Origin of the sequence: Acinetobacter kanungonis, from assembly GCF_009939195.1 — a bacterium.
Taxonomy (GTDB): Bacteria; Pseudomonadota; Gammaproteobacteria; order Pseudomonadales; family Moraxellaceae; genus Acinetobacter; species Acinetobacter kanungonis.
The window spans coordinates 913,864-939,390 of record NZ_JAACKC010000001.1 but is presented as its reverse complement, the minus strand read 5'-3'; the positions used below and the strand labels follow the sequence as shown (position 1 = coordinate 939,390).

Sequence of the window (25,527 nt, the reverse complement as noted above, 5' to 3'; positions counted from 1 at the left end):
GCAGAAGTTATGCGACTGATAAATCAGGATGGTTGATGATTTTAAGATCATGTATTTTTTATTCAAAATCAAAAAATAGAGTTATAAAGAAGTTAAGGCTTAAAGATATAAGCAGTAAAAAGTTTAATCACAATGAATGTTCTAATTATTTTTATAATATAGGGGGATTTAATTATAAATATTCAAATAAATAGATATTTATGAAAACAAAAGGTGAACCTGTTGGAGGTCAGCTACCGAAACGCACGATGCCATCAGTTACAGATTTTAATTATCAAGCAAAATATCAGGCTGCCTATCAGAGCTTATTGTGGAATATACCGGCAGTTGCAATCTATCGTTTGCGTGGTGCAGCACATGATGCAATTAAGTGAGATGACACCACGATTCTGGTCTGGAACCATACTGTGACACCTCGCTTAGAGGCGATTACTGCCAATAGTTCGACACCTTATATTACTGCCTATAGTGATTTGCAAAAAGGACCACTGGTTGTTGAGGCTCCACCAGCGAGTGAAGCGAGGCAGTTATATGGAGAGGTGGTAGATGCATGGCAACTGACAATTGCCAATATTGGCCCAGGTGGTATGGATGATAGGAAAGGAGGTAAATATTTATTTACTCCTCCAGGATATACGGGTCAGATTCCTAAAGGTTATATTCACGTTGCGTCTCCAAATTATAGGATTGGATTTGCTTTAAGATCATTGGTTATGGCAAATAAAACTCAGGCAGATGCAGTAGATTATGCACATAAATTGCGCGTTTATTATTTGGAAGATGCGACTAATCCGCCGAAGCAGAAATTTATTGCACCCGATGAGCAGGTTTTTCCAAGCCTGCCTTTTTATGATGAACATGCATTTGATGATATCTACAAAATTTTTAGTGTAGAGCCAGTTCGTGCCCAAGATAAGGTCATGATGGGGATGCTATCGCGAATTGGGATAGAAAAAGGTCAGCCATTTAATCCAGATGAAACGATGCGTAAAGCAATGCGTCAAGCTGCGATTGATGTTTGGTATGCCTTGCAGAACTGGTTGGATAATTATCCAAAATCAGAGCTGTATTGGCCAGATCGTCATTATATTTCATTGCTGATGACGGATAAGAATAAGACCTTTTCGTGGGAATATGACAATAAGATTGACTATGTAGCACGAGCAGCAGAATATTTCTGGTGTACCTATATGCCGAAAAAGCTCAGTAATACGCCATCGACACAATATATGATGGCAATGGCAGATAAATCAGGAAAGCCGCTCTTAGCAGGAAAAACCTATAAATTAAACATTCCGAAAGAAATGCCAGTGAAGTAATTCTGGGCGTTAACGGTATATAACCGTGCAACGAATAGTTTTATTTATACACCGTCCGAACGCACTACAATTTCATCTTACGATTTAGATAAACTAAAGAAAAATTCTGATGGTTCTGTGACATTGTATGTTGGACCGCAAGCACCGAATGGCTTGGAATCAAATTGGATTCCAACCAAAGGTAAACAACCTTTACCAGCAATTCGTTTTTATGGCCCAACGGATGCAATGAATAATAAAACATTTAAGTTATCTGATTTTGAGCTTGTGCAGTAACTTGGTGGTTTTATTTTCATTGCAAAGATTAAAGCCGCTCTTTTTTGAAGGGCGGCTTTTAAATGGAAGGAAATTTTTTTATTTTAAACAGGTTAGATCCTGAAAATTTAAATGATTGTAGTTGCGGGTTTAACGTTTAAAAATCCAATTGATCTTCATAAGCTTTGAAATAAACAACTAGAATCTCAGAATTAGTCCGAGATGACGCTCTTGAATATATATTAGAAATTCGAAATGCGGCTACTGGCTGTCTTGAGCGAGTAGAGCAACTGACCAAGTAAAACATCCTTCTCTGTTAAGGTCACAATAATCAATGGGTGTTTGCTTGAAGGAATTGAGGTGAGGATAGCTTTACCATTCTCTGCATCTAAAGTGATAGACTGACAGCCTTCTAAGTGAATTTCATTCATAAATGCTGCAACCATTGCCAAGATTGAACTGCTGACTGCTGCTAGTTTAGTGCTGTTATAGCTATCCTTCTTATGCACGTGCCCTAATTCAAAACCATCTGTGCTACAGAGCATGACGTAATTTACACCACGAACATTCATGAGCAGGTCTTGCATTTCCTCTTTGGCAAATTGAATTAACTCTTTGGGTGCAGTACGGCTTTGCTCTAAAGTAAACATATCAAACCTCTATGATGGTGAATTGGCAATATTGGAGTTCACTTCAATTGAAGTAATCAGTGCTTCCAATAGCAGTAAAACATCCTCTTTTTTACGTGCATCAATAAAGAACAGCGGGGCAAATAACTCATTCTGTAACAACCAGTCTTTGTAGATACCTGTAGATTTTGCCGACTCCGAGATCATATCTGTATGCGTAATGCCAATGGCAATGTTGTCGGTAAAGTTCTGAAAGGTCTCCAAGTAACTTTCTAGTTCTTGAATAGGATGATCGGAATGATGGTCGATCAGGATGACCGCACCAATTGCCCCTTTGGTAATTGCTGACCAGATGAAATCAAAGCGACTTTGACCGGGTGTGCCGTAGAGTCCAATGGTGACATTATCTTCTAAAGTGATTTCGCCATAATCAATCCCAACTGTCGTCTGCATTTTGCTATGCCGTTCTGAGTCGGTGTTAAACGCTTCTGTATGTAGTACTGGAATTTCTGATAATGATTTAATCGCTTCAGTTTTACCAGCCCCCATACCCCCTGCAAATACAATCTTAAACCGTTGTAAAATCATAATATTTTCCTATATCCCCAATTTTTTTCTTAATTTTCCAAAGAAACTTTTAATAAAACCTGAATCTTCGGTCGCTGCTGGAGCTTCTGGTGGATTAAAGTGCTTGTCCCAAATATTGATTTTGGAAATATTATTGGTCGCAATATTGGCAGCAATAAATCGCTGTACAGTTTCTAATGGAATGTTGAGTTGTGATGCAATTTTTGAAACTTTCCCTCCTTGAATAAAGCAGCTTGAGAGTTGGAAAATGATTTTCCGATCAGCATCGAGTGGAGGTTTTGGCCACATATGAATTTTGAAATGTCCATCTTCAGGTGCCATTTCTTTTAAGAATAAAGGGGAATCCCAAAAAAATTGCCAGAGCCAGTCACTGAGAATATGCGCTTGTTTACGTGATACTTTCATAAAGCTACTGGTACTGGCGATGTCATAGCCAAAACCTGAATCGGTAAAAGCCTGTTCTCTTTCGGTGTTTAACCATGCAATGTTTTTTTGGACATCAATAATGGCAATGGTACCGAGGGTATCAAACAAATGAAGTTTGGAATGACGCTCTTTATCGAGCATCTTGCTGAAATATTCGAGTTTATAGGGTGTTTTCTTTGGGTTCGCCTCAAAGAATTGTTCATGATGCTCCGTCATATTGGTATTCAGCAAATGCTGTAATATCCAGTCAGAGAAGCTTTGATGATTAACGATAGGTAGAGATAAAGTATTTTCCTTGATTAAATTTTCATGGTCTGTATTTTTAGTGATTTTGAGCCAAGGAAAATTTCGGCTTTGGATAATTTTTTGAATGCCGTCGGTGTCGTAAAAATTTTCATGGATAAATAAGCAGTCAATGGTCGGATCAGCTGCTGTGCTCCATTTAATTTCATACTGTTGTGGAATGAGATTACGTAGCTGGGTTTTAAGTTCTTCTGAATGATGAATACTTAAGCCAGTTATCGCAATATTAAGATATTGCTCAGTCATACTATCTCTACACGTCTTACAAGTTAAAAATCATAAATCAGGCCAGTTTCCCCCCTTGTCTAGATCAACCAGTCAAGGGGAGAGGGTCAATCATGCAAAATCTAACCCTTTTTCATAGCTTTTCAGTTCATGGCGCGCCATAGCGAGATTCGCTTTTGAGCGTTCAAGAACAAGATACAAGAACAGTTTTTCATTTCCTTCCAGTGGACGGATTAGATGGTACTGCTTACCCAAAGTGATCAATATGTCTTCAATGCTGTCATTCAAGTTCAGGGCATTTGCCACACGACGCTTTGAACGCACAACCTCTGTATTTCCTGCTGCAGCCAACTCTAGGTCAATATCTCCTCCACCTTGTGTTGCCAGTGCTAAACCGCTTTCTCCATCAACTAATGCTGCTGCATGGAAACCATCGATATTCGATAATGCCTCTAATGATACTCTAGCCATATTGATTCTCTTATGTTTTTTTAAAATTTTGATTGTTTTTAACTTGGTATCAAGTCAATTTGATTATATGAATGGCTGCAAAATTTTATCAATCTAAATTATTTTTGCTGCTAAGAAGAGGTGACGATTTGGATACAAATCTGAGGATCTGACTCAACTTTAATGTGATTTTATTCTCATATTGAAGTTGGAAATATGAATAAGCATATAAATCTGATGGTCAGATTCTGACAGAAATGAAAATGTAACATTGTGTAAATTTTATCGTATAATCAAAAAGAAACTGTGTGTAAATTAGAATAATTGATGAATATTTGAGCGCAAATTCTTATTTTTTGATAGATTTCAGGTAGAAATGAAGATGATTGCGAGTGAATCATCTTCATGTATCGGGGATTAAGCAAACATTTGGGTCGCTGCAGAATAAAGAACCCATAGAATTGCCAAAGCCACCACTGGCTCTAAAACTTTTGCCCAAGTCGGCACTGCAGTTTTTTCAACTTCAGCCACTTGTTCGTGGTGTTCTACTGCATTTTGATGAACCATTTGATTAAACTCCTTCATAGTCTCCTCTAATGATATCTCTTCTTCAGGGATCGGTTTAGAGCCTTTGAGTTCTGTTAGTTCATTTGTTGACCAGATCCAGTCCTCAGCTTGTCCTGACAAATGTTCAACTTGACCTGTGATCAGTTCACGTAAGCCTTTAATGCCGTAGTTGCCGGTATCATCCAATTGTTTGAGTTCTGCCAACTGAAGAGACAACACTTCGGTCATGGTATACTCAAACTCAGGCTTGCTCAGTTTGGAGTGATTTTGGTCGGACGTGGTGAGGTGTCGGGCAATATCGACCACATAGAGTTGATCTTGCGACTGAATTTCTTGATAGAGTTTATTTTCATCGGTACGCCACAATGTGATCAGCTTACCGAGACTCAGTGTATTGATTTCAAGCAGGTGAGATTTGCGCTCACTTGGATCATACTGATTCAGAAGCTCAGGCTTTTGAAGGTGAATTTGCTCTGCAAAATATTGTACTAAGTCAAAAGCCATTATTACTTCCTCTTGTTCTAATCTAATAACCTCAAGCTTGGCTTTTTCTTGGGTTGTTCTTCGTTTTGTTCAGGTTCTGATTTTAAATCATCTTGCTGGACTTGAATATTTTCATATTCATTCGGATCAAAAAATAAGCCTTGCCCATTTTCACGAGCATAGATGCCTAATACTGCATATAGTGGCACATAAATATCGCGAGATACACCACCAAAGCGTGCAGAGAAGGTAATTGCATCGTTACTCATATGCAGTTGATGGACTGCATGCGGCACAATATTCAATACAATTTGACCATCTTGAATGAATTGTTCAGGCACGCGCGTATTCGGTTGAGTCGCATCGACCAATAAATAAGGGGTCAAGTTGTTATCACAAATCCATTCATAAATGGCACGTGCTAAATAAGGACGTGTAGGGCTTAAATTGATTTCCTGTTCAGACATTATCCATTACTCGGTTATATCGATAAAAATTTGCTGTAGCGATTTTTTTCCTGCAAGGTCAGGGATTTGATAAATGCAGGGCGCTGGAAGATGCGTTGGCAATACAACAAGATTGGGCGGCACAACTTGTGGGGTAGTTCGATACCCATAGAGTCTAACCGTAAAAAAATTGGCGCCAACATACAATCTAAAATTGTAAAGTTATCCGACATAAAATACGGATAGTGCTGGAAGAGCGGGGTTAAAGAGATCAGTGTATCTCTGAGTTTCTTTTGTGCTTTATGCTGTTCGCTCTTATTCAGGGTATCTGGGTGACGTAGCATAATGTCGGCTAATTGGAGCCAGTCTTGTTCAAAGCGCCAGATATATTGACGTTGTTCTGCCCGTGGAGCAGGTGCATCGGCATAGAGTTTATTTTGGCGATAACGATCATCCAAATATTCAGAAATAATGTTGGTATTGAATAATTTCAGATCATTTTCAATCAGCATGGGCAGTTGATGATAGGGATTCAAGCTTGCTAAGTCTTCATCCTCATAATCGAGCAAAATCAGATTAAATTTGATTTGTTTTTCGGCAAGGACGTAACGAATCCAATGGGAACGGAAGTCATCTGCATGACTATAGAGGGTAATTCCTTGGAGTGGCGTATTTTCGACAGACATAATCCCACAAAGCCGAGTGAATAATTAGAAAATGAATCGGTGATCAGCACAAGTTATTTGGCTTAGTGGTGATGATAACATTTTTGTAGTAGAGCAGGCGATGGAAACTATGTAGCTGTATTCGATTATAAAGATGACAGCAATAAAAAAGCCTTGGATAAACCAAGGCTTTTTGTCCGATTCGGTAAACGAATTAACGTTTAGAGAATTGAGGACGTTTACGAGCTTTACGTAAACCAAGTTTCTTACGTTCAACTTCACGAGCATCACGAGTAACGAAACCAGCTTGACGAAGAGCAGGTTTTAAAGTTTCGTCAGCAGCGATCAATGCACGAGTAATACCGTGACGGATTGCGCCAGCTTGACCACCGATACCACCACCAGCAACAGTGATGTAAAGGTCATATTTTTCAGTAGCTTCAAGAAGCTCTAAAGGTTGACGAACAACCATACGAGCAGTTTCACGACCGAAATATTGCTCAAGAGTACGGTTGTTGATTACGAGTTTGCCAGTACCAGCAGATAGGAAAACACGTGCAGTTGCGGTCTTACGGCGACCTGTACCATAATTAGTAGCCATGTGCTGTATCCCTTAGATGTCCAAAACTTGTGGCTGTTGAGCAGCGTGTGGATGCTCAGTACCTGCATACACTTTCATTTTCTTGATCATTGCATAACCAAGAGGACCTTTTGGTAACATACCTTTAACAGCTTTTTCTAAAACTGCTTCTGGTTTGTGAGCGATTAACTTTTCAAAGTTAGTCTCACGGATACCACCAGGGAAGCCAGTGTGGCGATAGTATTTTTTATCAAGTGCTTTTTTACCAGTCACTTGAATTTCTTCAGCATTGATAACAACGATGTAGTCGCCAGTGTCAACGTGAGGAGTATAAGAAGTCTTGTGCTTACCGCGTAAACGACGAGCGATTTCAGTCGCAAGGCGACCTAAAGTTTTGCCAGAAGCATCAACAACGTACCAGTCGTGTTGAACTTCAGCAGGCTTAGCGCTGAGAGTTTTCATTTAAACCACTACCTATTATAGTTGGTTTGGACTATGGAATCTGTCCAAACAAAAGGAGACGCGATTCTAAACGAAGTCGTTAAGAATCACAAATGAAAATATGAATTTCAAGCGCTGTATTATAAGGGCAGTGTTGCTTTTTGACCAGTGTTTTTTAAGCAATTTGATTATTTCCTTACTTTTAGCTTGTTGCTTAAGTTGAAACAAATTCAGTAATTTAAAAAATAATAAAAACAATCGCATAGCTTTTACTTTTTGCTGAAATTTGATTGATAATGCTACTACCCTGTACATGACGATCATCATTTTTAGCTCAGCACAGGAGGCTTTAAGGCCTCTATTTCATCATATATAGAGTTTCTGAGTAAAAGCTGAATAGGGTTCAATCTAGTCGAATAGGGGGAGTTACGCGCTAAAGCCATGCAATTAACAACACGATTTACCTGAATAAATAGAAGAAGCAACGGTATTCCAGTCATAAATTCAGTAAAATAGGCTTATTCAAAATAAAGTGGTTTAGGTGAGTCATGCTTCCGCTCTATGTCACCAGTGGTGAACCTGCTGGCATTGGTCCTGATATCTGTTTAAGTCTGGCAAACCGTGTGGATGAACGTCCAATTGTTGTCTTGGCGGATCTAAATTTACTGCAACAACGTGCAGCCATGCTCAAACTCGAGGTGGAACTGATTGCCTATACAGGACAACAGCAATCCTCCGCAGTTGGACAACTTTATGTTGAACATGTGCTTTTGTGTGAGTCTGTGATCGAAGGTGAGTTGAATCCGAATAACTCTGGCTATGTACTCGAACAACTTAGACGTTCCGCGGATTATGCGATGTCGGGTCAAAGTGTCGGTGTCGCGACTGCACCCGTACAAAAGTCCGTGATTAATGATGCTGGTATTGCGTTTAGTGGGCATACCGAATATTACCAAGAGTTTGCGGGTGTCGCGCGGGTGGTGATGATGCTGGCGACCAAAACCTTGCGTGTGGCTTTGGCAACGACACATCTACCTTTGAGAGCAGTCGCAGATGCGATTACGGCAGAACGTTTACATCAAGTGATTGATATTCTCCTGCATGATTTAACAACCAAATTCAAGATTAGCCAGCCTAAAGTGCTGGTCTGTGGGCTTAATCCACATGCAGGTGAGGGCGGTTATTTGGGCATGGAAGAAATTGAGGTGATTAACCCTGTACTGGAAAGCTACCGTGCTCAAGGGATGGATCTGAGTTTAAGCTTGCCTGCCGATACCTTATTTACCCCTGAAAACTTGAAAGATGCCGATGCAGTTTTGGCGATGTATCACGATCAAGGCTTACCTGTGTTAAAATCACAAGGCTTTGGTGAAGCCATCAATATTACTTTGGGCTTACCCTTTATTCGTACTTCTGTAGATCATGGCACAGCACTCTCCCTTGCAGGCACAGGACAGGCAAAAAGTTCAAGCCTGAATGTTGCTGTGGATCTGGCTTTAGATTTGGCTCGACACTGATTTACTTTATCAATCTCACGTTGGAAATGTTTTATGTATCAAATTAATGCGCTTAACCCGAAAGAAGAAGGGCATCAGGCTCGTAAACGGTTTGGTCAAAACTTTTTGCATGATCAACGTGTCATTGCGAAAATTGTACGTTCGGTCAACCCACGTACGGGCGATAATATTGTCGAAATTGGACCAGGTTTAGCGGCATTGACTTCACCTTTAATTGGTGAATGTGATGCTTTGACCGTGGTTGAGTTGGACCGTGACTTAGCTGCGGGTTTGCCAGGGCGTGTGCCGCATCCAGAGCGTTTAACCATTGTGGAAACCGATGCGTTGAAATACGACTTTACCAACTTATTTGAAGAAGGTCGTCCATTACGTGTTGTAGGTAACTTGCCCTATAACATTTCTACGCCATTGTTGTTCCATCTCTTGGAATTTGGCGAAAAAATCAAAGATATGCACTTCATGCTGCAAAAAGAAGTGGTAGACCGTATTACCGCATCACCAAATACCAAGGAATATGGGCGTTTATCGGTAATGATTCAGTATTACTGTAAACCGACTTTTTTATTTGAAGTGCCACCAGGATCATTCAATCCACCACCGAAAGTGACTTCTGCGGTGTTCCGCTTAGAGCCGTATGCGACTAAACCTATTGTGGCGAAAGATGAAAAAGCTTTGGCACGTTTAGTGGCACACGTATTTACCCAGCGTCGCAAAACTTTGCGCAATAGCTTAAAAGGTATGTTACGTGAAGATGGTTTTGAACAAGCGGGTGTTGATCCGATGGCACGTCCTGAAACTTTAAGCTTGGCGCAGTTCGTGGCTTTAGCAGATCAAATGGTGTAAACATGGCGCGCTACAATTATGTCATTGGGGATGTTCAGGGCTGTTTTGAAGCTTTGAAAGCACTCCTGAAATCGATTCAATTTGATCCTGACCAAGACTTTATCTGGTTTGCGGGCGACTTGGTGGCGCGTGGTGAAAACTCGATTGGCGCATTACGTTTTGTGAAGAAACTGGTGGAACGTGGCTCTGCTGCAACGGTATTGGGCAATCATGATTTGACGCTTTTGGCCTGTGCACGTGGTTTAAAGCAGCTGAAAGCGAAAGACCATACCCGTGATGTGATTGATGCGATTGATAGTGATGATCTGATTGATTGGTTACGCAAACAGCCGCTGTGTTTATTTCCCAATGAACAGACCATTTTGACCCATGCGGGGATTCCATGTATCTGGTCTGCAGAGCAAACCGCTGCTTTGGCGAAAGAAGTGGAAGCGGTGATTGGTCATGATGACTTTGCGGTGATGGATGCCTTTTTACAAGACATGTATGGCACGCAACCTGATATTTGGTCTGAAGATTTAACTGGACATGATCGCTTACGCTGCATCACCAATTATTTAACCCGTATGCGTTTAACCAACGCTGAAGGGCGTCTGGAATTTAGCTTTAAAGATTCATTAAGTGACCCGATGCCAGAAGGTTTTCAGCCATGGTTTGAGTTTGAGTCGAAGGCAGCACAAAGCCATCAAGTGATTTTTGGACATTGGGCAGCATTACAAGGCAAAACTATTCATCCGCATATTCAAAATGTCGATGGTGGATGTGTCTGGGGCAATCAATTGATCGCTTATCGTTTGGAAGATCAGCAAGTGTTTGCAGTGGACAATCCCATGATGCACTGAAAAAAAAGCCACGTTGACGTGGCTTTTTTTATTTTACTGGATTCTCACCCAAGTCTGGTTACGTCCCAATATCGATGCGCCCATATAAGCACGCAGCGATAAACGTTTGCCCGATGGATTGAGTTTCATCTTGGCATCATAAATTTGACCATTCAGCGGATCGATAACGCGTCCCCCATGATAACTCGACGTTCCATCGATATTCTTTAAACCTTTTAATACTGTCATGCCCAGAATCGGTTGATTGGTGTAGGGTGCTGGGCAGTTGACGCAATTCGGTGGCGGCGTATAGCCTGGGCGCTTGATCAGATTAATGACTGTCCCTGAATAGGTATTATTGGCCTCTTTCTTAATTTCGATAGTGGCTTGGGGATTTCCTGATTTGTCATCAATATGCTGCCAAATACCTGTAATGTCTTTGGCGAATACAGGGCTTGCAGTCAGCATTAAACCGAAAATAAACATGCAAGAGAGCATTTTTCTCATTTTTTTCTATCCATTAGAAATCATTGACGTTGTTATATCCTTATAAAAAATATGTTAGGTAAGTTTTAGAAGGGCGGCAATGAGAAAACTGCTCAATTGGAAACTGTTGAGTTTATTGGGTTTTACTTTTATTTTTAGTATGTTGTAGAGTTTTTTGCATACGGATTGGACTCGATTAGCCCAATGCCGTATCAGCCAGACTACTTAGTCGATTCTTAACCAAGTCTGATTACGTCCTAGTGCAGAAACCCCCATATAGGCTCTTAACGACAGACGTTTGCCTGAGGCATTTAATTTCATTTTGGCATCATAGAATTTGCCAGAAAGCGGGTCGATCACGCGCCCTTTTTCATAGCTGGAAGTGCCTTCCACCTGTTTCAGTCCCTTTAAAATCTCCATGCCTAAAATCGGTTGATTGGTGTAGGGAGCGGGACAATTATTACAACGTTCGCGTGGGGTATAACCTGGGCGTGGTGTGATTTTGACAATTTTACCCGTGAAGGTGTTGTTAGATTCTTTACGAATCTCAATGACTGCCTTGGGTGAACCTGTTTTATCGTCAATTTGCTGCCAGGTGCCTGAGATATCTTGTGCTAGTGCAGCCGTACTGGCGATGACTAAACCTGTGAAGAAGCTTAAAGAGATGATTTTTTTCATGTATTCCCTGTTGATGTAAAAACCTTCTACATTGTTATATCGCTGGGATATGTACACTCACTTTATCGTGTATCTCAATGAAAATGTTAAGATTTGGTAAACTACAGAGTCAGTTTGCTTGGAATTTGAAGATGATGAGTTTCACCATAAAAAAACCGCCTCTGCGGCGGTTTAAATGGATTGAATTTCTTATTCTTGGCGAATCCATGTCTGGCTGCGTCCTAGCGCAGAAACACCGACATATCCGCGTAAAGTTAAACGCTTACCGTTGGCACTCATCTTGGCTTTGGTACTGTAAATTTTACCTGAAAGCGGGTCAATAATTTTACCCCCTGTATAATTTAAGCCTTCTTCATGCTTTAAGCCTTTCAATACATCCATGCCTAAAATGGGCTTGTTGGTATATGGTGCAGGGCAGTCGATACAGGTGTCTTTGGGTGTATAGCCTGGGCGAGGAGTGACCTTCACCACTTTGGCGGTATAGGTGCCATTGGTTTCCTGACGAATCTCTAAAACAGCTTTGGATGAGCCTGTTTTATCATCAATATTTTTCCATGTCCCCGAAATATCTTCTGCAAAAGCCATGCTACTCAAAGCAGAAAAAACAAGTGCGCCAACTAATTTAGCTTTCCCCATCATAAATTCCTTTTTACTGACTTATTGACTAAACCAAAACTATCTTAGGCATGTTTGCTGCACAAAACAACCTTTGGAATGTTTTGTTGGTCACATATTTTGCAGGTAAAGTATGAAAGTTGGCAGCCAAATTGCGGTAAAAACAGCATTTACGGCCATACCAAATGCAGCATATCGTCCTGCCACACTTCCACGTTGCCAAGCTTGCGCCGTGCCAATTGCATGTGCAGCAAGCCCTAGCGCTAGTCCGGAGGCACGTTCATCATTGATGTGACGTAAAATCAGCGGGGAAAAAGCAGCGCCAATCACCCCAGATAAAATCACAATCAGAATGACTAGCGTGACTGGTGCGTGCAATAAAGTTGCAATATTAATCGCGATTGGTGTGGTGACGGCACGGGTGGCAAACGCCATGATGGTTGAATCTGCCATGTGTAACAGATAGGCCAAACCCATCGGTAGGGCGACAGCACTGATACTGGCAAACACCAAAATACTGACAATTGCCTTGGGTGGTAAATCATCGTAGCGCATGGCAGCCAAAGGAATGGCCAGCGCAACCGTGACATAACCCAATAAATGACTAAAAATGTTGTTGGTTTGAGCCATATAAGACTCATAAGGGATGCCGAATAAGAACAGCAAGCCAATCACGAAAAACATGCCAATCACGATGACAGGCACTTGCGGGATTTTTTTATTAATCGGCTTGGCACAGAGATAGGCAACCAGCGTAATGATAAATCCAGAGAGAACAGAGAACATGAGATGATTCCTTATAGCCAGTGCTTTGCCATTTTGGCGTAAATCCAGAGCGGAATGAGCGTACTCACCACCAGAACCAGCAAAAATAAAGGAATCTCACTGCCCATATGGACCAGCATTAGTAAAGAGCCTGCACTAATCGGTAAAAAAGCAAAGGCACTTTCTTTCATGATTTTATTGTTGGTATCGACCAAACGGGCAGGGACTTTGCGAAACTTACGCCAGATTAACAGCAGGATCAGTAAACTGATTAAGCCCATCAGGTTACCCAGTTCAGGATGATTGAACTGGGTCATGATCCATACAGCACACTCTCGGAATCCGACAATTAAACCCAGTGTGCCGACCCATGCTGGCCAATCCGTACTTTTTATCCAATCCATGATTTAGTCATTACATTAATAAATTTTACTAATCACGTTTTAACCGATTTAAGGTTTTATTTCAAACTCCTCAAGGGTTCTCTCGAACATGCGTGCTTTCTCCCCCAGAATTTGATCAAGTGGTAAATGTGCTTGTCGAATCAGTTGTTCTAATTTGGCTGGTGCAATTTTCACAGTGAGATGTAAATGACCTTCCTCATCATAATGTTCGGATTGAATGACATTCAGTGCGTACAGTTGAGTGCGTAATTTACCGTAGGCTGGTAACAGGGTTAATTCAAAAGTTTGAATTTGTCCCATCAGACATTCATGTACCGCTTGTTGTAACAGCGCAATGCCTTGCCCTGTATGGGCAGAGACGTAAACACGTTCTGGACAATTCGGCTGGCTATACATGATTTTGGCTTCTTCACCACTTTGGTCAATTTTGTTATAGACTCGAAGTACGGGTACATCTGCCCCGATTTCTTTTAGGACTTTCTCGACCGCTTCAATCTGTTCCAGCATTTCTGGGCTGCTTGCATCAATCACATGCAAGAGCAGGGTAGCTTCCAGTGTTTCTTCTAAAGTGGCTTTAAAGGATTCGACTAAAGAATGAGAAAGATTGCGAACAAAACCTACAGTATCGGCTAATACTACAGTACCAATACCTTCCCAAGTCAGGCGGCGTAAGGTCGGGTCTAAGGTCGCAAACAGTTGGTTGGCCGCATAGACATCGCTATTGGCAAGGACATTAAACAGCGTGGACTTTCCAGCATTGGTATAACCGACCAAGGATACTGTGGGAACCGCTGCTTTTTGACGGGCTACACGTCCTTGGAGACGGGTTTGTCGCACTTTATCCAATTTGGCTTTGAGTTGCCCCATGCGGATTTTGAGTAAGCGACGGTCGGTTTCAAGTAGGGTTTCACCTGGACCACGTAAGCCGATCCCGCCTTTTTGGCTGTCTAAGGTACCGCGGCTACGAATTAAACGCGAGGATAAATGTTGGAGTTGCGCCAATTCGACCTGAAGCTTACCTTCAAAGGTACGCGCACGCTGGGCAAAAATGTCCAGAATCAGTTCGTTTCGATCCACGACACGACACTTTAAAATTTGTTCCAGATTACGGGCTTGTGCAGGTGTCAGGGCATGATCGAAAATCACCAGTTCGGCGTCATGCTCAGCCACCAGCTCCGCAATTTCATCTGCCTTACCCGAACCAATAAATAGTTTGGCATCTGGCTTCACACGTTGCGCTTGCAGATGGGCCAAAATTTCAGCACCCGCAGATTGAGCCAGCAAATTGAATTCTTCGGCATCAAGATTTTCCAGCATTTGTACAGAAACGCTGACCAGAATAATGCGTTCACCACCTTGATGTCGTTGTAAATTTGCCACTCAGCCATTTCTCCACTTTAAAATTCTATTCTAGTGGAAAAAGGGCAGAGATGCTTGAGATTAGTCGATTTATAGTGTGGCTGCGAACAATTTGGCAAACAGGATGATGACCGCGAAATATAAGATGCTAAAGCCAACGATTAATTGCAGCATGTGCAACCAGTGATGAGGTTTGGATTTTCGTGATGGGGTATGAGTATGCATCTGGTTCACCTATCAATTTTGATGCTTACAAGATCATCATAAGCGTGTTGTGAGATGAATTAAAATTGGATTTTGTAATGCTGATATTCGGTTTTTATAATCAATGCACATGCAGATTGAACAGTATAGAATGGAGCAAAGTTCATCAACAGACATTCATCGTTTCGCTGGTTAGTAATAAATTTATGAAAGAAAATGCAGCTGCTCAAACGTCTTCCTTGAATCCAATTTCTAAGCTGTTTTTGTATGGCCGTAAGCTCAGTGCGGGTTTTGGTGTGGTTTCAGAGGGCTTTTATCTAGTTGCCCGCCACGGTCTGTATAAAGATCCGAACAATGCCAACAACACCCGTTATGTACAGTATTTTTGTCGTCAGTTGTGCAAGGTTTTCAATATTGATGTCGAAGTGCATGGCACGATTCCGCGTGAACCTGCTTTGTGGGTGAGTAACCACATTTCTTGGCTAGATATTGCAGTATTGGGCTCGGGTGCGCGGGTGTTCTTTTTGGCAAAAGCTGAAATTGAAAAATGGCCAGTCTTTGGCAAATTGGCAAAAGCGGGCGGAACGTTATTTATTAAACGGGGTTCGGGAGATTCGATTAAGATTCGCGAACAAATTACCGCATTTCTGAAACAAGACATTCCAGTGCTGTTTTTTCCTGAAGCGACCACATCGGATGGTACACGTATTAAAAAAGTACATGGGCGTATTTTAGGAGCTGCGATAGAAGCACAGCGCCCAGTGCAAATCTGTGTCATTTGTTATGTGAATCAGCAGGGTGAGCTGGACATGATTGCGCCGTTTATTGGCGATGTGACCTTTATTGATCATATTAAAAATGTACTGGAAATGCCGAAAGTGACCGCGCATTTGCTGACGTTACCAACCCTTCATACCGAAGGGCATACGGTCGACAGTTTGACAGCTTTGGTACAGCGTGAAATGAATGCAGGTTTGGCTCAGTTGCACCAGCGCGTGCTGCATACGGTTCAACCTTCTTCCAGCAGCGCTTTGGTTTAAGCGCTACATTTAGCTGAGATCACATAAAGCCTTCTACAGGTAACCATGAAATAAATTTGACGCCTGCTTTGTGCCACCATTTCATTTTTGGTTCTTTGGTGAAGGTTTTGACCTCACCATTTGGATGAGTGAGCTGCCAGTTAATTTTATTGTTGGCATCTAAAACCAGTTTATACGCGTATTTGGACAGATTTTTGTCCATGGTTTCATGCACGGCTTTTGCCAATGGCGGGCTATTTAAAATCACCCCAATTTCAGTGTTCAGATAAGCAGAGCGCGGATCAAAGTTAAACGAGCCAATAAAGACTTGGTTTTCATCAATTGCCATCATTTTGGCATGCAAGCTGGAATGACTCAGACCTCTTAAACTGATTTTGGCTTTTTGTGACAATTCTTCTGTATTGCGATACCAGTTTTCCTGTTCGGGTGCGGCAAGAAATTCATAGACTTGTACGCCATTTTCTAAGAGATCTTGACGATATTTACCATAGAAGGCATGCACCAACGCCACGTCGTTGGCAATGAAAGAGTTGGTCAGGACACGAACTTGTACGCCTTTTTGCGAGATTTTTTCAAGGACATCTGCACCTTTCTTTTCAGGCACAAAATAGGCCGAAACAATATCTAGGCTGTCATTTGGCGTTTCTAGGCGTGAGATTAATTGATGATTGAGATAATCTTCTGGCTTGGCTTGATCTCGGGTCTTGTTTGGAGAGTCCTTAACCACCTCAGCTTTGACCCAGTCAAATTGAATGCTGTGATTGAGCCACTCTTCAAATGCCTGAGAGCGATTGGCCAAATCGAGGTAATTTTGCACCGCAACATCGGCATAGTGTTCATTGACCTGCTGCTTTAAGCCATCGTAGCGCAAGGTGTATTTTTTCGGATCAACAATTTGGTTCACGGGGTAGGCGTAAGTGTCGTTCCAGTATTCATTGAACGATGATGAAATCTGGTCTGCAGCGGTACCGACCAACATCACATCGACATCAGAAAACTGATAATGATCACTGACGTTATAGTATTGGTTACTCATATTGCGTCCGCCAATCAGGGCAATCTGATTGTCCGCAATAAAGCTTTTATTGTGCATACGACGATTGACGCGTTTTAAGTCCAGCAGAATGTCCATGGCACGAAAATCGCGGAAACCGTAAGGGTTATACAGTTTGACATCAATATTACGGTGCTGTGCCAGCGCCAAATACACTCCTTCCATCTTGCTGGCGTTATTGTCATCAATCAGCATGCGGACTTTCACACCGCGATCGGCAGCTTGAATAATCGCATGTAAGGCAATCGCGCCAATTTTGTCGTTATCCCAGATATAGTATTGTAAATCCAGAGTTTTTTCGGCACGTTCAATCAGGTGAATACGGGCTGCCAGTGCCTCTAGAGGATCATTCAATACATGAAAGCCAGTTAAGTCTGGATTTTGATCCCGTAAGGGTTCAATAATTTTGGCTAAAGATGTATGAGAAGTGTCAATATCAAATGAATTGACGACGGGTTGTGGCGTATATTGGGGAAGAGTCGAGCATGCAGGCAAGCCTAAGAGTAAACTGCTACACAGCAAAATGGCAGCTTTAGATGAGGTCTTCTTATTCATTACAGTTAACTGACGTTGCACAACGTGATTGCTCGGGCCCATTATACTCATTGCACTATAATCGCTAGATTTGGTTTGAGTATAATAGTCAGCTATGAAAAGATAAATATAAATAGATAATTAGTAACTGGTAGAGCGAGTAATGATTTTGACGAATGACTCGATGATTTACATTTTTTATGCAAGTTTCGTGCTGATTGCACTGTGGGCGATTGCACAGGCTTGGCATAGCCAGTCGCACACGGAAACCATCCATCCCTTCAAAGCGTTTGTTCATTTACTTGCCTTTTATTTGTCTTATTTGTTATGGCCTCTGGCATTCTTCAGTTTATATGCAGGCTGGAGCGGCTATTATTCCCTGCATGAAGCGGGTTTTGTGTTCTTACTGAGCTTGTTGCTATTGTATGCGCGCTTTGTTGAACCGCATTGTGTACTGGTTAAAACGACACAGTATCAGTTAGATGCGGGTACGCGTATTCAGAAACCGGTGAGAATTGCCTTGGTTGCCGATTTACATATTGGTTTATTTTCAGGACATGAACGACAGTTAAAAATTATTGTCGAGAAAATTAATCAGCAGCAGCCTGATTTGGTGGTGGTGGCAGGAGATTGGACTTACGAACCCGAAGATACTTTGGCGGATGAACTGGCACCGTTAAAAAATATTCAGGCGCCTGTGTATTCGGTGTATGGCAATCATGATGAGCAATATCCCGGACCTCCGATTCAGGCGTTATTGAGTCATGCGTTGTCTGTCAATGAAGTGATTGATATTGAAGGGCAGATTGTCGAGTTTGACGAATTCCGCCTCATCGGGGTGGGCGATTTGTGGGCAGGAAAAGCCGATATGCGCTATCTGCCAGATTTACCGCAGGATAAACCTTGGGTGATTCTGTCGCATAACCCGGATACGGTGGATATGGTACCGAAACTACCGAATCGTCCACTCATGTTGTCTGGACATACGCATGGTGGACAGGTCGAGCTGCCGTGGCTGACCGATTATGTGATGAAGAAAGTGTCTATTCTAGGACACAAGAAAGGACTGTATAACCATGAACATGCCGATGTGTTTGTGACGGTCGGCACGGGGATGGTGGGTGTTCCATTCCGTTTTCGCGTCCCACCGACCATTGATATTATTGAGTTGGTTTAAGCGCTATTTACTTCAAAATAAAGTTCTAAAAAAGCCCTCAAGCGATGTAATGCTGGAGGGCTTTCCGTTGTGTGTTGTTATTGTCGGGTGTGACAGGAATTAAACCTGATTATTTACATCATCATTTTTAGTTTCACGGATGGCAAGGAATGCCAACAGTGACAAGATGGAAGCCGCAGTCAGATAGTAGCCAACTGCATATAAACCGTAAGTGGTTGCCAGTTTGGTGGCAATCAGCGGTGCAAATGAAGCACCAAAAATACCCGCCAAGTTAAAGGTCAAGGCAGAGCCTGTATAACGTACGGAAGTCGGGAAAATCTCAGACAATACGGTTCCGATTGGACCATACGTCAGTCCCATAATGGCTAAGCCTGTGCACAGGAATAAGAACACCACAAAGGTATTGCCTGATTCCAGCATGCTTGAGAACACTAAACCAAATAAGGCAGAAAGTACGCAGACGGCAATAGACGTGGTTTTACGGCCAAATTTTTCTGCCAAAACTGCTGAAAGCGGGATAAATGCAGCAAAGCACAGGGTTGCAATCAACTGGAGTTTAAGGAATTCAGCACGTGAATAACCGAGTTGAGTGGTTCCCCAATTCAGAGCAAATACGGTGGTCAGGTAGAACACCACAAATGTACAGATTGCCGCGATGGTACCGAGGACCAGCATTGGTAAATGTTTGGTCATGACTTCTTTAAACGGCACATTCACTTCTTTTTGCTTATCCAGCACTTTCTGGAAAGCTGGGGTTTCGTGCAGTTTTAGACGAATCCAAAGACCAACAATTACCAAAACAGCACTGGCAATAAACGGAATACGCCAGCCCCATTGCATAAAGTCCTGTTCAGACATGAATGCACCGAGGGTTAAGAATGAACCTGTCGCCAAGATAAAGCCGATTGGTGCGCCCAACTGTGGGAACATGCCATACCAAGCACGTTTGCCTTCTGGAGCATTTTCAGTTGCCAATAACACTGCGCCTGACCATTCACCGCCTAAACCTAGACCTTGACCCAAACGGCAAAGGGCTAAAAGTAAGGGAGCGACAATGCCGATTTGGGCATAGGTGGGTAATAAGCCGATACAGACCGTGGAAATCCCCATGGTGAGCAGGGCGGCAACCAAGGTGGCTTTCCGTCCAATTCGGTCACCTAAATGACCAAACAGGGCGGCACCAATTGGACGTGCAATAAAGGCAATTGCAAAGGTTGCCAGTGACTGAATGGTGGCTGCCATTGGGTCTGTACTTGCTGGGAAGAACAGATGCGGGAAAATAATGACCGCAGCAGTCGCATAAATATAAAAATCGAAGAATTCGATGGTGGTACCCACCAGACTCGCGGTCAGTACACGTAATTTTGAATTGGTTGCTACTTCTAATGTAGCTGTAGTTGATGACGCCATGGATAACCTTACACTTACTAAAATTAAAAGAACTTAGTTTTAAAAGCGTAATCTTTTTAAAAAAGGCGTAATTTCTTAAAAAAACAACGGAAAATCGAACTCACATCTACTCTTTTAGGGTCACTAAAACGCGAGAGAAGCCGATTAAATCACGTACAGATAGATCGCTAGGAAGTGTGATCCAGCGCCTATCAGTACAAATACATGCCAGATCGCATGTGTATATCTTACCCGTTTTAAGGCATAAAACAATGCTCCGACAGTATATGCCAGTCCACCAAACACCAGCCAAAAGAGCGCATCGGAAGATAAATAACGTTGCATATCATTGACTAATAACACCGCAAGCCAGCCCATGACCAAATAGGCAATCAGGGAAACTTTCTGAAAGCGATGAATGAAAATTAATTTGAATAGTGTTCCAAGTAGTGCAATCACCCAAAGTGCAATTAACAGCTTATGGGCTTTTTCGGTTGGGATGGCGATAGACAGAAACGGGGTATAGGTGCCTGCGATCAGATAATAAATGGCGGTGTGATCCAGTTTTTTTAGCCAAAAGCGTTTTTCGTAAGTTTGCGCCATGTGATACAGGGTGGAGCCTGTAAACAACAGAATCATACTGAAACCATAGACCCAAAGTCCGATCCATTGTCCCGTACTTAAATATGAGCCTTTAATTACCAGCAGGATGGTGGCGATACAGGCAAGACCTGCCCCGAGCGCATGGCTCCAGACATTAAACTGTTCTTCAGTCGGATGGTAATCTTGCACATGGGGCGCGGTCATAGAGGCTGCTTTTTATTAAAAATACAACTGTATAGTAATTCAATTTTGCTTTTCGTGTAAGACGCTTTAAAATTTAGTCGCAAATTTGATTAGGTTAATTGTATGTCTGACTCGACTTCTCCTTCTGCTCAGGAACAACAGTTTCTCGATGCTGTGCAGCAAGCCCTTGAAACACATAATTTTGAGCGTTTAATCCTGAGCCAATACAAGGGGGAAATGCAGCAGTTAGAAAAAATGACGTTTCGGGTGATTGAGTTGCAACAGCAACCCGTTTTGAATGTTTTATATCGACATAAAACCCAAGATGTCACTAAAAACTACCCAATGACTGAAGCTATGCAAATCATTACAGAGCATTTGGCCTATTGTAAGCAAGGCAATTTATTTGCATCGACCCAAGACCTACAACTGAAGCGTAATAAGAAAAAAGATTTACTGACCATCACCCAGAAAACCACATCGAGCAAAGCTGAAACGCGTTCAACCCAAGCGCATGATCGCAGCAAACATCGCTTTGTAGAACAAGAAAGTGTGTTCTTACAGCATTTAGGTATTACCGATGCGCAGGCACAGATCATTCCGAGCATGGCGCGGAAATGGAAGCAAATTAATAAGTTTGTAGAAATTTTTTCGGGTGCTTTGACTCAACTTCCCAATCAAGATCAGGCCTTGCGTGTGGTTGATTTTGGTTCGGGCAAAGGCTATTTGACCTTTGCGTTGTATGATTATTTGGCGAAACACCAGCAGGTTCCATTTGTCACGGGCGTGGAACTGAATGAAAAGATGGTGCAATTCTGTCAACAGGTGGCAACGGCTTCTGGATTTACTCAACTCGACTTTTTCCAAGGTGATGTAAGAACCTATCAGCCCGAACGTTTAGATGTGATGATTGCCTTGCATGCCTGCGATGTGGCAACCGATTTTGCCATTCATACCGGTATTCGCTTAAATGCACAGATGATCATGTGTGCGCCGTGTTGTCATAAAGAATTACGTCCACAATTAAAAAGCCCTGAGGTACTGAAACCGATGCTGCATTTTGGTATTCACGCAGGGCAGCAGGCGGAAATGTTGACCGATACCATTCGTGCCTTGCTATTAAAAGCCTATGGCTATGAAACCAAGGTGTTCGAATTTGTGTCTTTGGAACATACCAGCAAAAATAAAATGATTTTAGCCACCAAACGTGCCGATTTTGTAGAGCCTGATCCAGCAGTATTGGCACAAATTGAGGCATTAAAAAAGATGTATGGCATTCAAAAGCATTCCTTGGAATTGCTGTTAAATGATCAATGGGATCAGCGAGATATTGGTGCCAAGTGCTAATCGTATCTGCAAAATGCAAAAGGAAATCGACATGACATTACAGATTCGTACAGGGACTTGGGCTGAATTACAGGCTGATGCGAAACCGATTCGCGAGCAGGTCTTTATTCAGGAACAAGGCATTGCCGAGGCGGATGAGTGGGATGCACAAGATCACGTCTCACAGCATTTTGTGGTCTATGTAGATGGACATGCAATTGCGACCGCACGCTTATTGCCAAACCACAGTATTGGTCGCGTAGCTGTTTTGGTTGCACATCGTGGACAAGGCATTGGCAAGCTGTTGATGCTCGATATGATTCGGCAAGCCCAGCAACAACATCGTCCTTTACTGCAACTGTCGTCACAAGTGCATGCCTTAGCTTTTTACCAAAATTTAGGCTTTGAAGTACGTGGGGAAGAATACTTAGAATGTGGTATTCCGCATATTGAGATGCAGATGAGTTTAGTTGAGTCTGCTTGATCGAATCTAGCGAGAGAAAATAAAAAAGCCATCTTGTTCGAGATGGCTTTTTTTGATTAGTGTCCGTGATGCGCGGTTGAGGCTGAGGACTCATTCATCGCGGCATGCTCTTCGGCAGTCATATTCATTTGTTGAGCATCGGATGCAGCATTCATGTCCATTGTGTGTTCTGCTGGTGCACTGCTCGCTTGCGCTTCACGCGCTTCGCGTTGTTTACCTGGCATATAGTCAGGTTCGTTCTGCATGGCTAAATAAAACACCACTAGAAAAATAATACTCAGAATTGTGGCAATAATCAGGGCCTTCCAACCCCATGGGGATTTTTCAGGAGAAGTATTGTCTGACATAACAAATAACCCAATGGATAAAAAGAAACTTCTAAAAATTATGTAACTTTATAACATAAAATGTGATGGATGCAGACCAAATTTTATAAAAAGCTTAATTGTTCTTATTTTAGCTGATGGTATATCGCTGATTTGGAAGGAGGTGCCACCCAAATCAGCATGTAGCGATCGAAAGTTATTGAATGCGCTCGTTGCGTTGCACCTTTTCTCTTAACAGTTGTGGTGGATTAAAGCGCTCGCCAAAACGCTCAGCCAATTGTTCTGCGCGTTGCAGTGCAGCGTCCAGTCCATATTGATTCAGGAATTGAATTGCACCACCAGTCCAAGGGGCATAACCAATTCCGAAAATTGAGCCGACATTGGCATCAATTACGGACTCTAAAACACCTTCTTCATAACAGCGCAAGGTATCTAGTGCTTGTACAAACAGGAAGCGGTCAATCATGTCTTGTTCAGAGATCTGATTCGCTTTAGCCCAGCGTTCAAGTCCTTGCCATAAGTGTTTTTTGCCCTGTTCAGGATAGTCATAGAACCCTGCACCCGCAGCTTTACCTTTACGGTTTAGCTCATGAATCATGCAGTGTAATACTTCATCTACAGGCGTTTGCACTAGGGTTCTACCTTCGGCTTGTAGGGCTTTACGTACTTCATTCGCGACATGTTCACTTAAAGTTAAGGAGACTTCATCTTGAATGGCCAGTGGACCGATGGGCATACCTGCTTTAAGGGCTGCCATTTCAATTTTAGCTGGGTGCACACCTTCAGCCAGTAAACGCATGCCTTCCTGAATGAAAGTACCAAATACCCGACTGGTGAAGAAGCCACGACGGTCATTTACCACAATCGGTGTTTTCCCAATTTGTTGCACAAAGTCATAGGCTTTGGCGAGCGTTTCGGCAGCAGTGTTTTTACCTTTGATAATTTCAACCAACTGCATTTTATCGACAGGGCTAAAGAAATGTAGCCCGATAAAGGCCTGATCATTATTGCTGGCTTGTGCCAAACTTGTAATCGGTAAAGTTGAGGTGTTAGAGGCAAAAATACCGCCATCTGCCAGATACGGTTCAGCTTCCTGAGTCACTTGGGCTTTGAGTTCCTGATTTTCAAATACGGCTTCAATGATCAGGTCACAACCTTGTAAATCTGCTGCATCCGCCGTTGCAGTAATCAGTGACAAAATCTGATCACGCTTTGCTGCGCTTAATCGACCTTGGGCAACGCGTTTATCCAGTAGCTTTTGCGTATAGGCTTTGCCTTTTTCTGCATTTTCAACAGAGACATCTTTTAAGACCACAGCAATGCCTTTGCTGGCAGTGGCATAAGCAATACCTGCACCCATCATGCCTGCACCTAATATACCCACTTTAGTCGCTTGCCACTTGGCAACATGGGCAGGACGGCTAGCACCAGATTTGATTGCATTTAAGCCATGCCAAAAAGTCCCAATCATGTTCTTAGAAATCTGACCAACAGTCAGTTGGGTGAAGTAGCGCGATTCAATTCTTAAAGCCGTATCGACATCGACCTGAGCACCTTCAACTGCTGCGGCCAGAATTGCTTCAGGCGCAGGGTAGCAGCCTTTGGTTTTGTCTCGCAGCATGGCTGGGGCAATGGCAAGCATTTGCGCCACGGCAGGACTTTTTGGATCGCCCCCTGGAATTTTGTAGCCTTTATCGTCAAAGGGTTGCTGACTTTTGGGATTCGCTTTAATCCAAGCCAAAGCTTTTTCTAGTAACTCTTGTTCGTTCTCTGCGGTATCCTGCACCAAGCCGAGCGCTTTGGCTTTTTCAACGCCGAAAGGTTTGCCTTCCATCAAGAAGGGTAAGGCATTTTGCAAACCGAGCAAACGGATCATACGTACGATGCCACCGCCACCAGGCAATAAACCTAAGGTCACCTCAGGTAAACCAAATTGAGTTTTAGGGTCATTGATGGCAATGCGATAATGACAGCCGAGGGCAATTTCCCAGCCACCACCGAGTGCTGTGCCATTTAAAGCCGCGACTACGGGTACACCAAGGGTTTCAATACTACGTAAGTTCCCTTTCAGTTTTTCCACCATCTTAAAAAAATCAGTGGCATGTTCGGGCTGGACTTGAATCAGTTCATCCAAGTCACCGCCTGCAAAGAAGGTCTTTTTGGCAGAACGGAAAATAATGCCGCTCAAATCCGTTTCAGCTCGCAGCTTTTGATTGACCGCATCCAGTGAATCACGGAATTCTGCATTCATGGTATTGGCAGATTGACCTGATGAGTCGAGGGTAAGAATGACGATATTCTCTGCGTTTTTTTGGTATTTAATCGCGCTCATTTGTATTTCC

General features: G+C 42.6%; 31 protein-coding genes and 1 pseudogene. 11 read left to right on the top strand and 21 right to left on the bottom strand.

The features are described from left to right. From GWK51_RS16510 to GWK51_RS16805, 4 genes and pseudogenes are all read left to right on the top strand, one after another. A partial coding sequence (locus GWK51_RS16510; protein WP_216071675.1) for a hypothetical protein occupies positions 1-194 on the top strand: 194 nt, incomplete at its 5' end. Positions 195-200: 6 nt separating this feature from the next. Continuing rightward, positions 201-374, top strand: coding sequence for a hypothetical protein (locus GWK51_RS16585; protein ID WP_235941047.1), 174 nt, complete (start codon positions 201-203; stop codon positions 372-374). Between the two features lie 33 nt (positions 375-407). Beyond that, complete coding sequence (locus tag GWK51_RS04215) at positions 408-1,319, top strand: DUF1254 domain-containing protein (RefSeq protein ID WP_407925957.1); 912 nt, start codon at positions 408-410, stop codon at positions 1,317-1,319. 12 nt (positions 1,320-1,331) lie between these two features. Continuing rightward, a pseudogene (locus GWK51_RS16805) lies at positions 1,332-1,595 on the top strand (DUF1214 domain-containing protein); the annotation flags it as partial. 221 nt (positions 1,596-1,816) lie between these two features. Here GWK51_RS16805 and GWK51_RS04210 read toward each other — a convergent pair. The 9 genes from GWK51_RS04210 to rplM all read right to left on the bottom strand — a co-directional run bounded on the left by GWK51_RS04210 (position 1,817) and on the right by rplM (position 7,398). Next, complete coding sequence (locus GWK51_RS04210; RefSeq protein WP_100242117.1) at positions 1,817-2,224, bottom strand: roadblock/LC7 domain-containing protein; 408 nt, start codon at positions 2,222-2,224, stop codon at positions 1,817-1,819. Between the two features lie 9 nt (positions 2,225-2,233). Then, complete coding sequence (locus GWK51_RS04205; protein WP_142769460.1) at positions 2,234-2,791, bottom strand: GTP-binding protein; 558 nt, start codon at positions 2,789-2,791, stop codon at positions 2,234-2,236. Between the two features lie 9 nt (positions 2,792-2,800). After that, on the bottom strand, positions 2,801-3,766 hold the full coding sequence (locus GWK51_RS04200; RefSeq protein WP_161932756.1) for a hypothetical protein: 966 nt from the start codon (positions 3,764-3,766) through the stop codon (positions 2,801-2,803). A 90-nt stretch (positions 3,767-3,856) separates the two neighbouring features. After that, positions 3,857-4,216 carry a roadblock/LC7 domain-containing protein gene (locus tag GWK51_RS04195; protein WP_100242120.1) on the bottom strand — a complete coding sequence of 120 codons (360 nt, stop codon included), beginning with the start codon at positions 4,214-4,216 and terminating at the stop codon, positions 3,857-3,859. 396 nt (positions 4,217-4,612) lie between these two features. Next, positions 4,613-5,266: a hypothetical protein gene (locus GWK51_RS04190; RefSeq protein WP_161932755.1), complete on the bottom strand. Its 654-nt coding sequence runs from the start codon at positions 5,264-5,266 to the stop codon at positions 4,613-4,615. 17 nt (positions 5,267-5,283) lie between these two features. After that, positions 5,284-5,712 carry a ClpXP protease specificity-enhancing factor gene (locus GWK51_RS04185; protein WP_142769457.1) on the bottom strand — a complete coding sequence of 143 codons (429 nt, stop codon included), beginning with the start codon at positions 5,710-5,712 and terminating at the stop codon, positions 5,284-5,286. A gap of 14 nt (positions 5,713-5,726) precedes the next feature. Continuing rightward, a complete protein-coding gene (locus GWK51_RS04180; protein WP_161932754.1) occupies positions 5,727-6,377 on the bottom strand; it encodes a glutathione S-transferase N-terminal domain-containing protein in 651 nt (216 codons plus the stop codon). 193 nt (positions 6,378-6,570) lie between these two features. After that, positions 6,571-6,957: a 30S ribosomal protein S9 gene (gene rpsI / locus GWK51_RS04175; protein WP_068974925.1), complete on the bottom strand. Its 387-nt coding sequence runs from the start codon at positions 6,955-6,957 to the stop codon at positions 6,571-6,573. A gap of 12 nt (positions 6,958-6,969) precedes the next feature. After that, positions 6,970-7,398, bottom strand: coding sequence for a 50S ribosomal protein L13 (gene rplM, locus GWK51_RS04170; RefSeq protein WP_004695096.1), 429 nt, complete (start codon positions 7,396-7,398; stop codon positions 6,970-6,972). 527 nt (positions 7,399-7,925) lie between these two features. Between rplM and pdxA the strand changes: the two genes are divergently transcribed. The 3 genes from pdxA to GWK51_RS04155 are packed head-to-tail and all read left to right on the top strand — an operon-like array spanning position 7,926 to position 10,579. Next, positions 7,926-8,894 (top strand): 4-hydroxythreonine-4-phosphate dehydrogenase PdxA, encoded by a 969-nt coding sequence (pdxA, locus tag GWK51_RS04165; RefSeq protein ID WP_161932753.1) that lies wholly within the window; start codon positions 7,926-7,928, stop codon positions 8,892-8,894. 33 nt (positions 8,895-8,927) lie between these two features. Next, entirely contained in the window at positions 8,928-9,737 is an 810-nt protein-coding gene (rsmA, locus tag GWK51_RS04160) for a 16S rRNA (adenine(1518)-N(6)/adenine(1519)-N(6))-dimethyltransferase RsmA (protein ID WP_100242126.1), read from the top strand. Between the two features lie 2 nt (positions 9,738-9,739). Beyond that, positions 9,740-10,579, top strand: a complete 840-nt coding sequence (locus GWK51_RS04155) for a symmetrical bis(5'-nucleosyl)-tetraphosphatase (protein ID WP_161932752.1) — start codon at positions 9,740-9,742, stop codon at positions 10,577-10,579. A 33-nt stretch (positions 10,580-10,612) separates the two neighbouring features. On the opposite strand, the gene GWK51_RS04150 is transcribed toward GWK51_RS04155, so the two are convergent. The 7 genes from GWK51_RS04150 to GWK51_RS16730 all read right to left on the bottom strand — a co-directional run bounded on the left by GWK51_RS04150 (position 10,613) and on the right by GWK51_RS16730 (position 15,090). After that, positions 10,613-11,056, bottom strand: a complete 444-nt coding sequence (locus GWK51_RS04150) for a DUF2147 domain-containing protein (RefSeq protein WP_161932808.1) — start codon at positions 11,054-11,056, stop codon at positions 10,613-10,615. 213 nt (positions 11,057-11,269) lie between these two features. After that, positions 11,270-11,722, bottom strand: a complete 453-nt coding sequence (locus tag GWK51_RS04145; RefSeq protein ID WP_161932751.1) for a DUF2147 domain-containing protein — start codon at positions 11,720-11,722, stop codon at positions 11,270-11,272. Between the two features lie 189 nt (positions 11,723-11,911). Then, a complete protein-coding gene (locus GWK51_RS04140) occupies positions 11,912-12,358 on the bottom strand; it encodes a DUF2147 domain-containing protein (RefSeq protein WP_100242130.1) in 447 nt (148 codons plus the stop codon). A 90-nt stretch (positions 12,359-12,448) separates the two neighbouring features. Next, entirely contained in the window at positions 12,449-13,123 is a 675-nt protein-coding gene (locus GWK51_RS04135) for an LrgB family protein (protein WP_161932750.1), read from the bottom strand. 11 nt (positions 13,124-13,134) lie between these two features. Beyond that, positions 13,135-13,506: a hypothetical protein gene (locus tag GWK51_RS04130; RefSeq protein ID WP_161932749.1), complete on the bottom strand. Its 372-nt coding sequence runs from the start codon at positions 13,504-13,506 to the stop codon at positions 13,135-13,137. A gap of 48 nt (positions 13,507-13,554) precedes the next feature. After that, a complete protein-coding gene (gene hflX, locus GWK51_RS04125) occupies positions 13,555-14,886 on the bottom strand; it encodes a ribosome rescue GTPase HflX (RefSeq protein ID WP_161932748.1) in 1,332 nt (443 codons plus the stop codon). Positions 14,887-14,955: 69 nt separating this feature from the next. After that, positions 14,956-15,090, bottom strand: a complete 135-nt coding sequence (locus tag GWK51_RS16730; RefSeq protein WP_265734883.1) for a hypothetical protein — start codon at positions 15,088-15,090, stop codon at positions 14,956-14,958. 185 nt (positions 15,091-15,275) lie between these two features. Between GWK51_RS16730 and GWK51_RS04120 the strand changes: the two genes are divergently transcribed. Next, positions 15,276-16,109: a lysophospholipid acyltransferase family protein gene (locus tag GWK51_RS04120; protein ID WP_161932747.1), complete on the top strand. Its 834-nt coding sequence runs from the start codon at positions 15,276-15,278 to the stop codon at positions 16,107-16,109. 19 nt (positions 16,110-16,128) lie between these two features. On the opposite strand, the gene GWK51_RS04115 is transcribed toward GWK51_RS04120, so the two are convergent. Further along, the gene (locus GWK51_RS04115) at positions 16,129-17,760 is read right to left on the bottom strand and encodes a phospholipase D family protein (protein WP_161932807.1); all 1,632 of its coding nucleotides are present in this window, start codon (positions 17,758-17,760) and stop codon (positions 16,129-16,131) included. Between the two features lie 100 nt (positions 17,761-17,860). Between GWK51_RS04115 and GWK51_RS04110 the strand changes: the two genes are divergently transcribed. After that, positions 17,861-18,874 (top strand): metallophosphoesterase, encoded by a 1,014-nt coding sequence (locus tag GWK51_RS04110; protein ID WP_216071674.1) that lies wholly within the window; start codon positions 17,861-17,863, stop codon positions 18,872-18,874. 99 nt (positions 18,875-18,973) lie between these two features. On the opposite strand, the gene GWK51_RS04105 is transcribed toward GWK51_RS04110, so the two are convergent. Together GWK51_RS04105 and trhA are read right to left on the bottom strand one after the other, a co-directional pair. Continuing rightward, entirely contained in the window at positions 18,974-20,284 is a 1,311-nt protein-coding gene (locus GWK51_RS04105; RefSeq protein ID WP_142769446.1) for an MFS transporter, read from the bottom strand. Between the two features lie 144 nt (positions 20,285-20,428). Next, positions 20,429-21,070 (bottom strand): PAQR family membrane homeostasis protein TrhA, encoded by a 642-nt coding sequence (trhA, locus tag GWK51_RS04100; RefSeq protein ID WP_100242137.1) that lies wholly within the window; start codon positions 21,068-21,070, stop codon positions 20,429-20,431. Positions 21,071-21,172: 102 nt separating this feature from the next. Here trhA and GWK51_RS04095 point away from each other — a divergent pair, with 102 nt between their 5' ends. After that, a complete protein-coding gene (locus GWK51_RS04095; protein ID WP_161932746.1) occupies positions 21,173-22,396 on the top strand; it encodes a class I SAM-dependent methyltransferase in 1,224 nt (407 codons plus the stop codon). A gap of 31 nt (positions 22,397-22,427) precedes the next feature. Continuing rightward, positions 22,428-22,859: a GNAT family N-acetyltransferase gene (locus GWK51_RS04090; RefSeq protein ID WP_161932745.1), complete on the top strand. Its 432-nt coding sequence runs from the start codon at positions 22,428-22,430 to the stop codon at positions 22,857-22,859. Positions 22,860-22,915: 56 nt separating this feature from the next. On the opposite strand, the gene GWK51_RS04085 is transcribed toward GWK51_RS04090, so the two are convergent. Then, positions 22,916-23,206 carry a hypothetical protein gene (locus GWK51_RS04085; RefSeq protein ID WP_161932744.1) on the bottom strand — a complete coding sequence of 97 codons (291 nt, stop codon included), beginning with the start codon at positions 23,204-23,206 and terminating at the stop codon, positions 22,916-22,918. A 175-nt stretch (positions 23,207-23,381) separates the two neighbouring features. Continuing rightward, positions 23,382-25,517, bottom strand: coding sequence for a 3-hydroxyacyl-CoA dehydrogenase NAD-binding domain-containing protein (locus GWK51_RS04080; protein WP_161932743.1), 2,136 nt, complete (start codon positions 25,515-25,517; stop codon positions 23,382-23,384). Positions 25,518-25,527 lie beyond the last annotated feature (10 nt).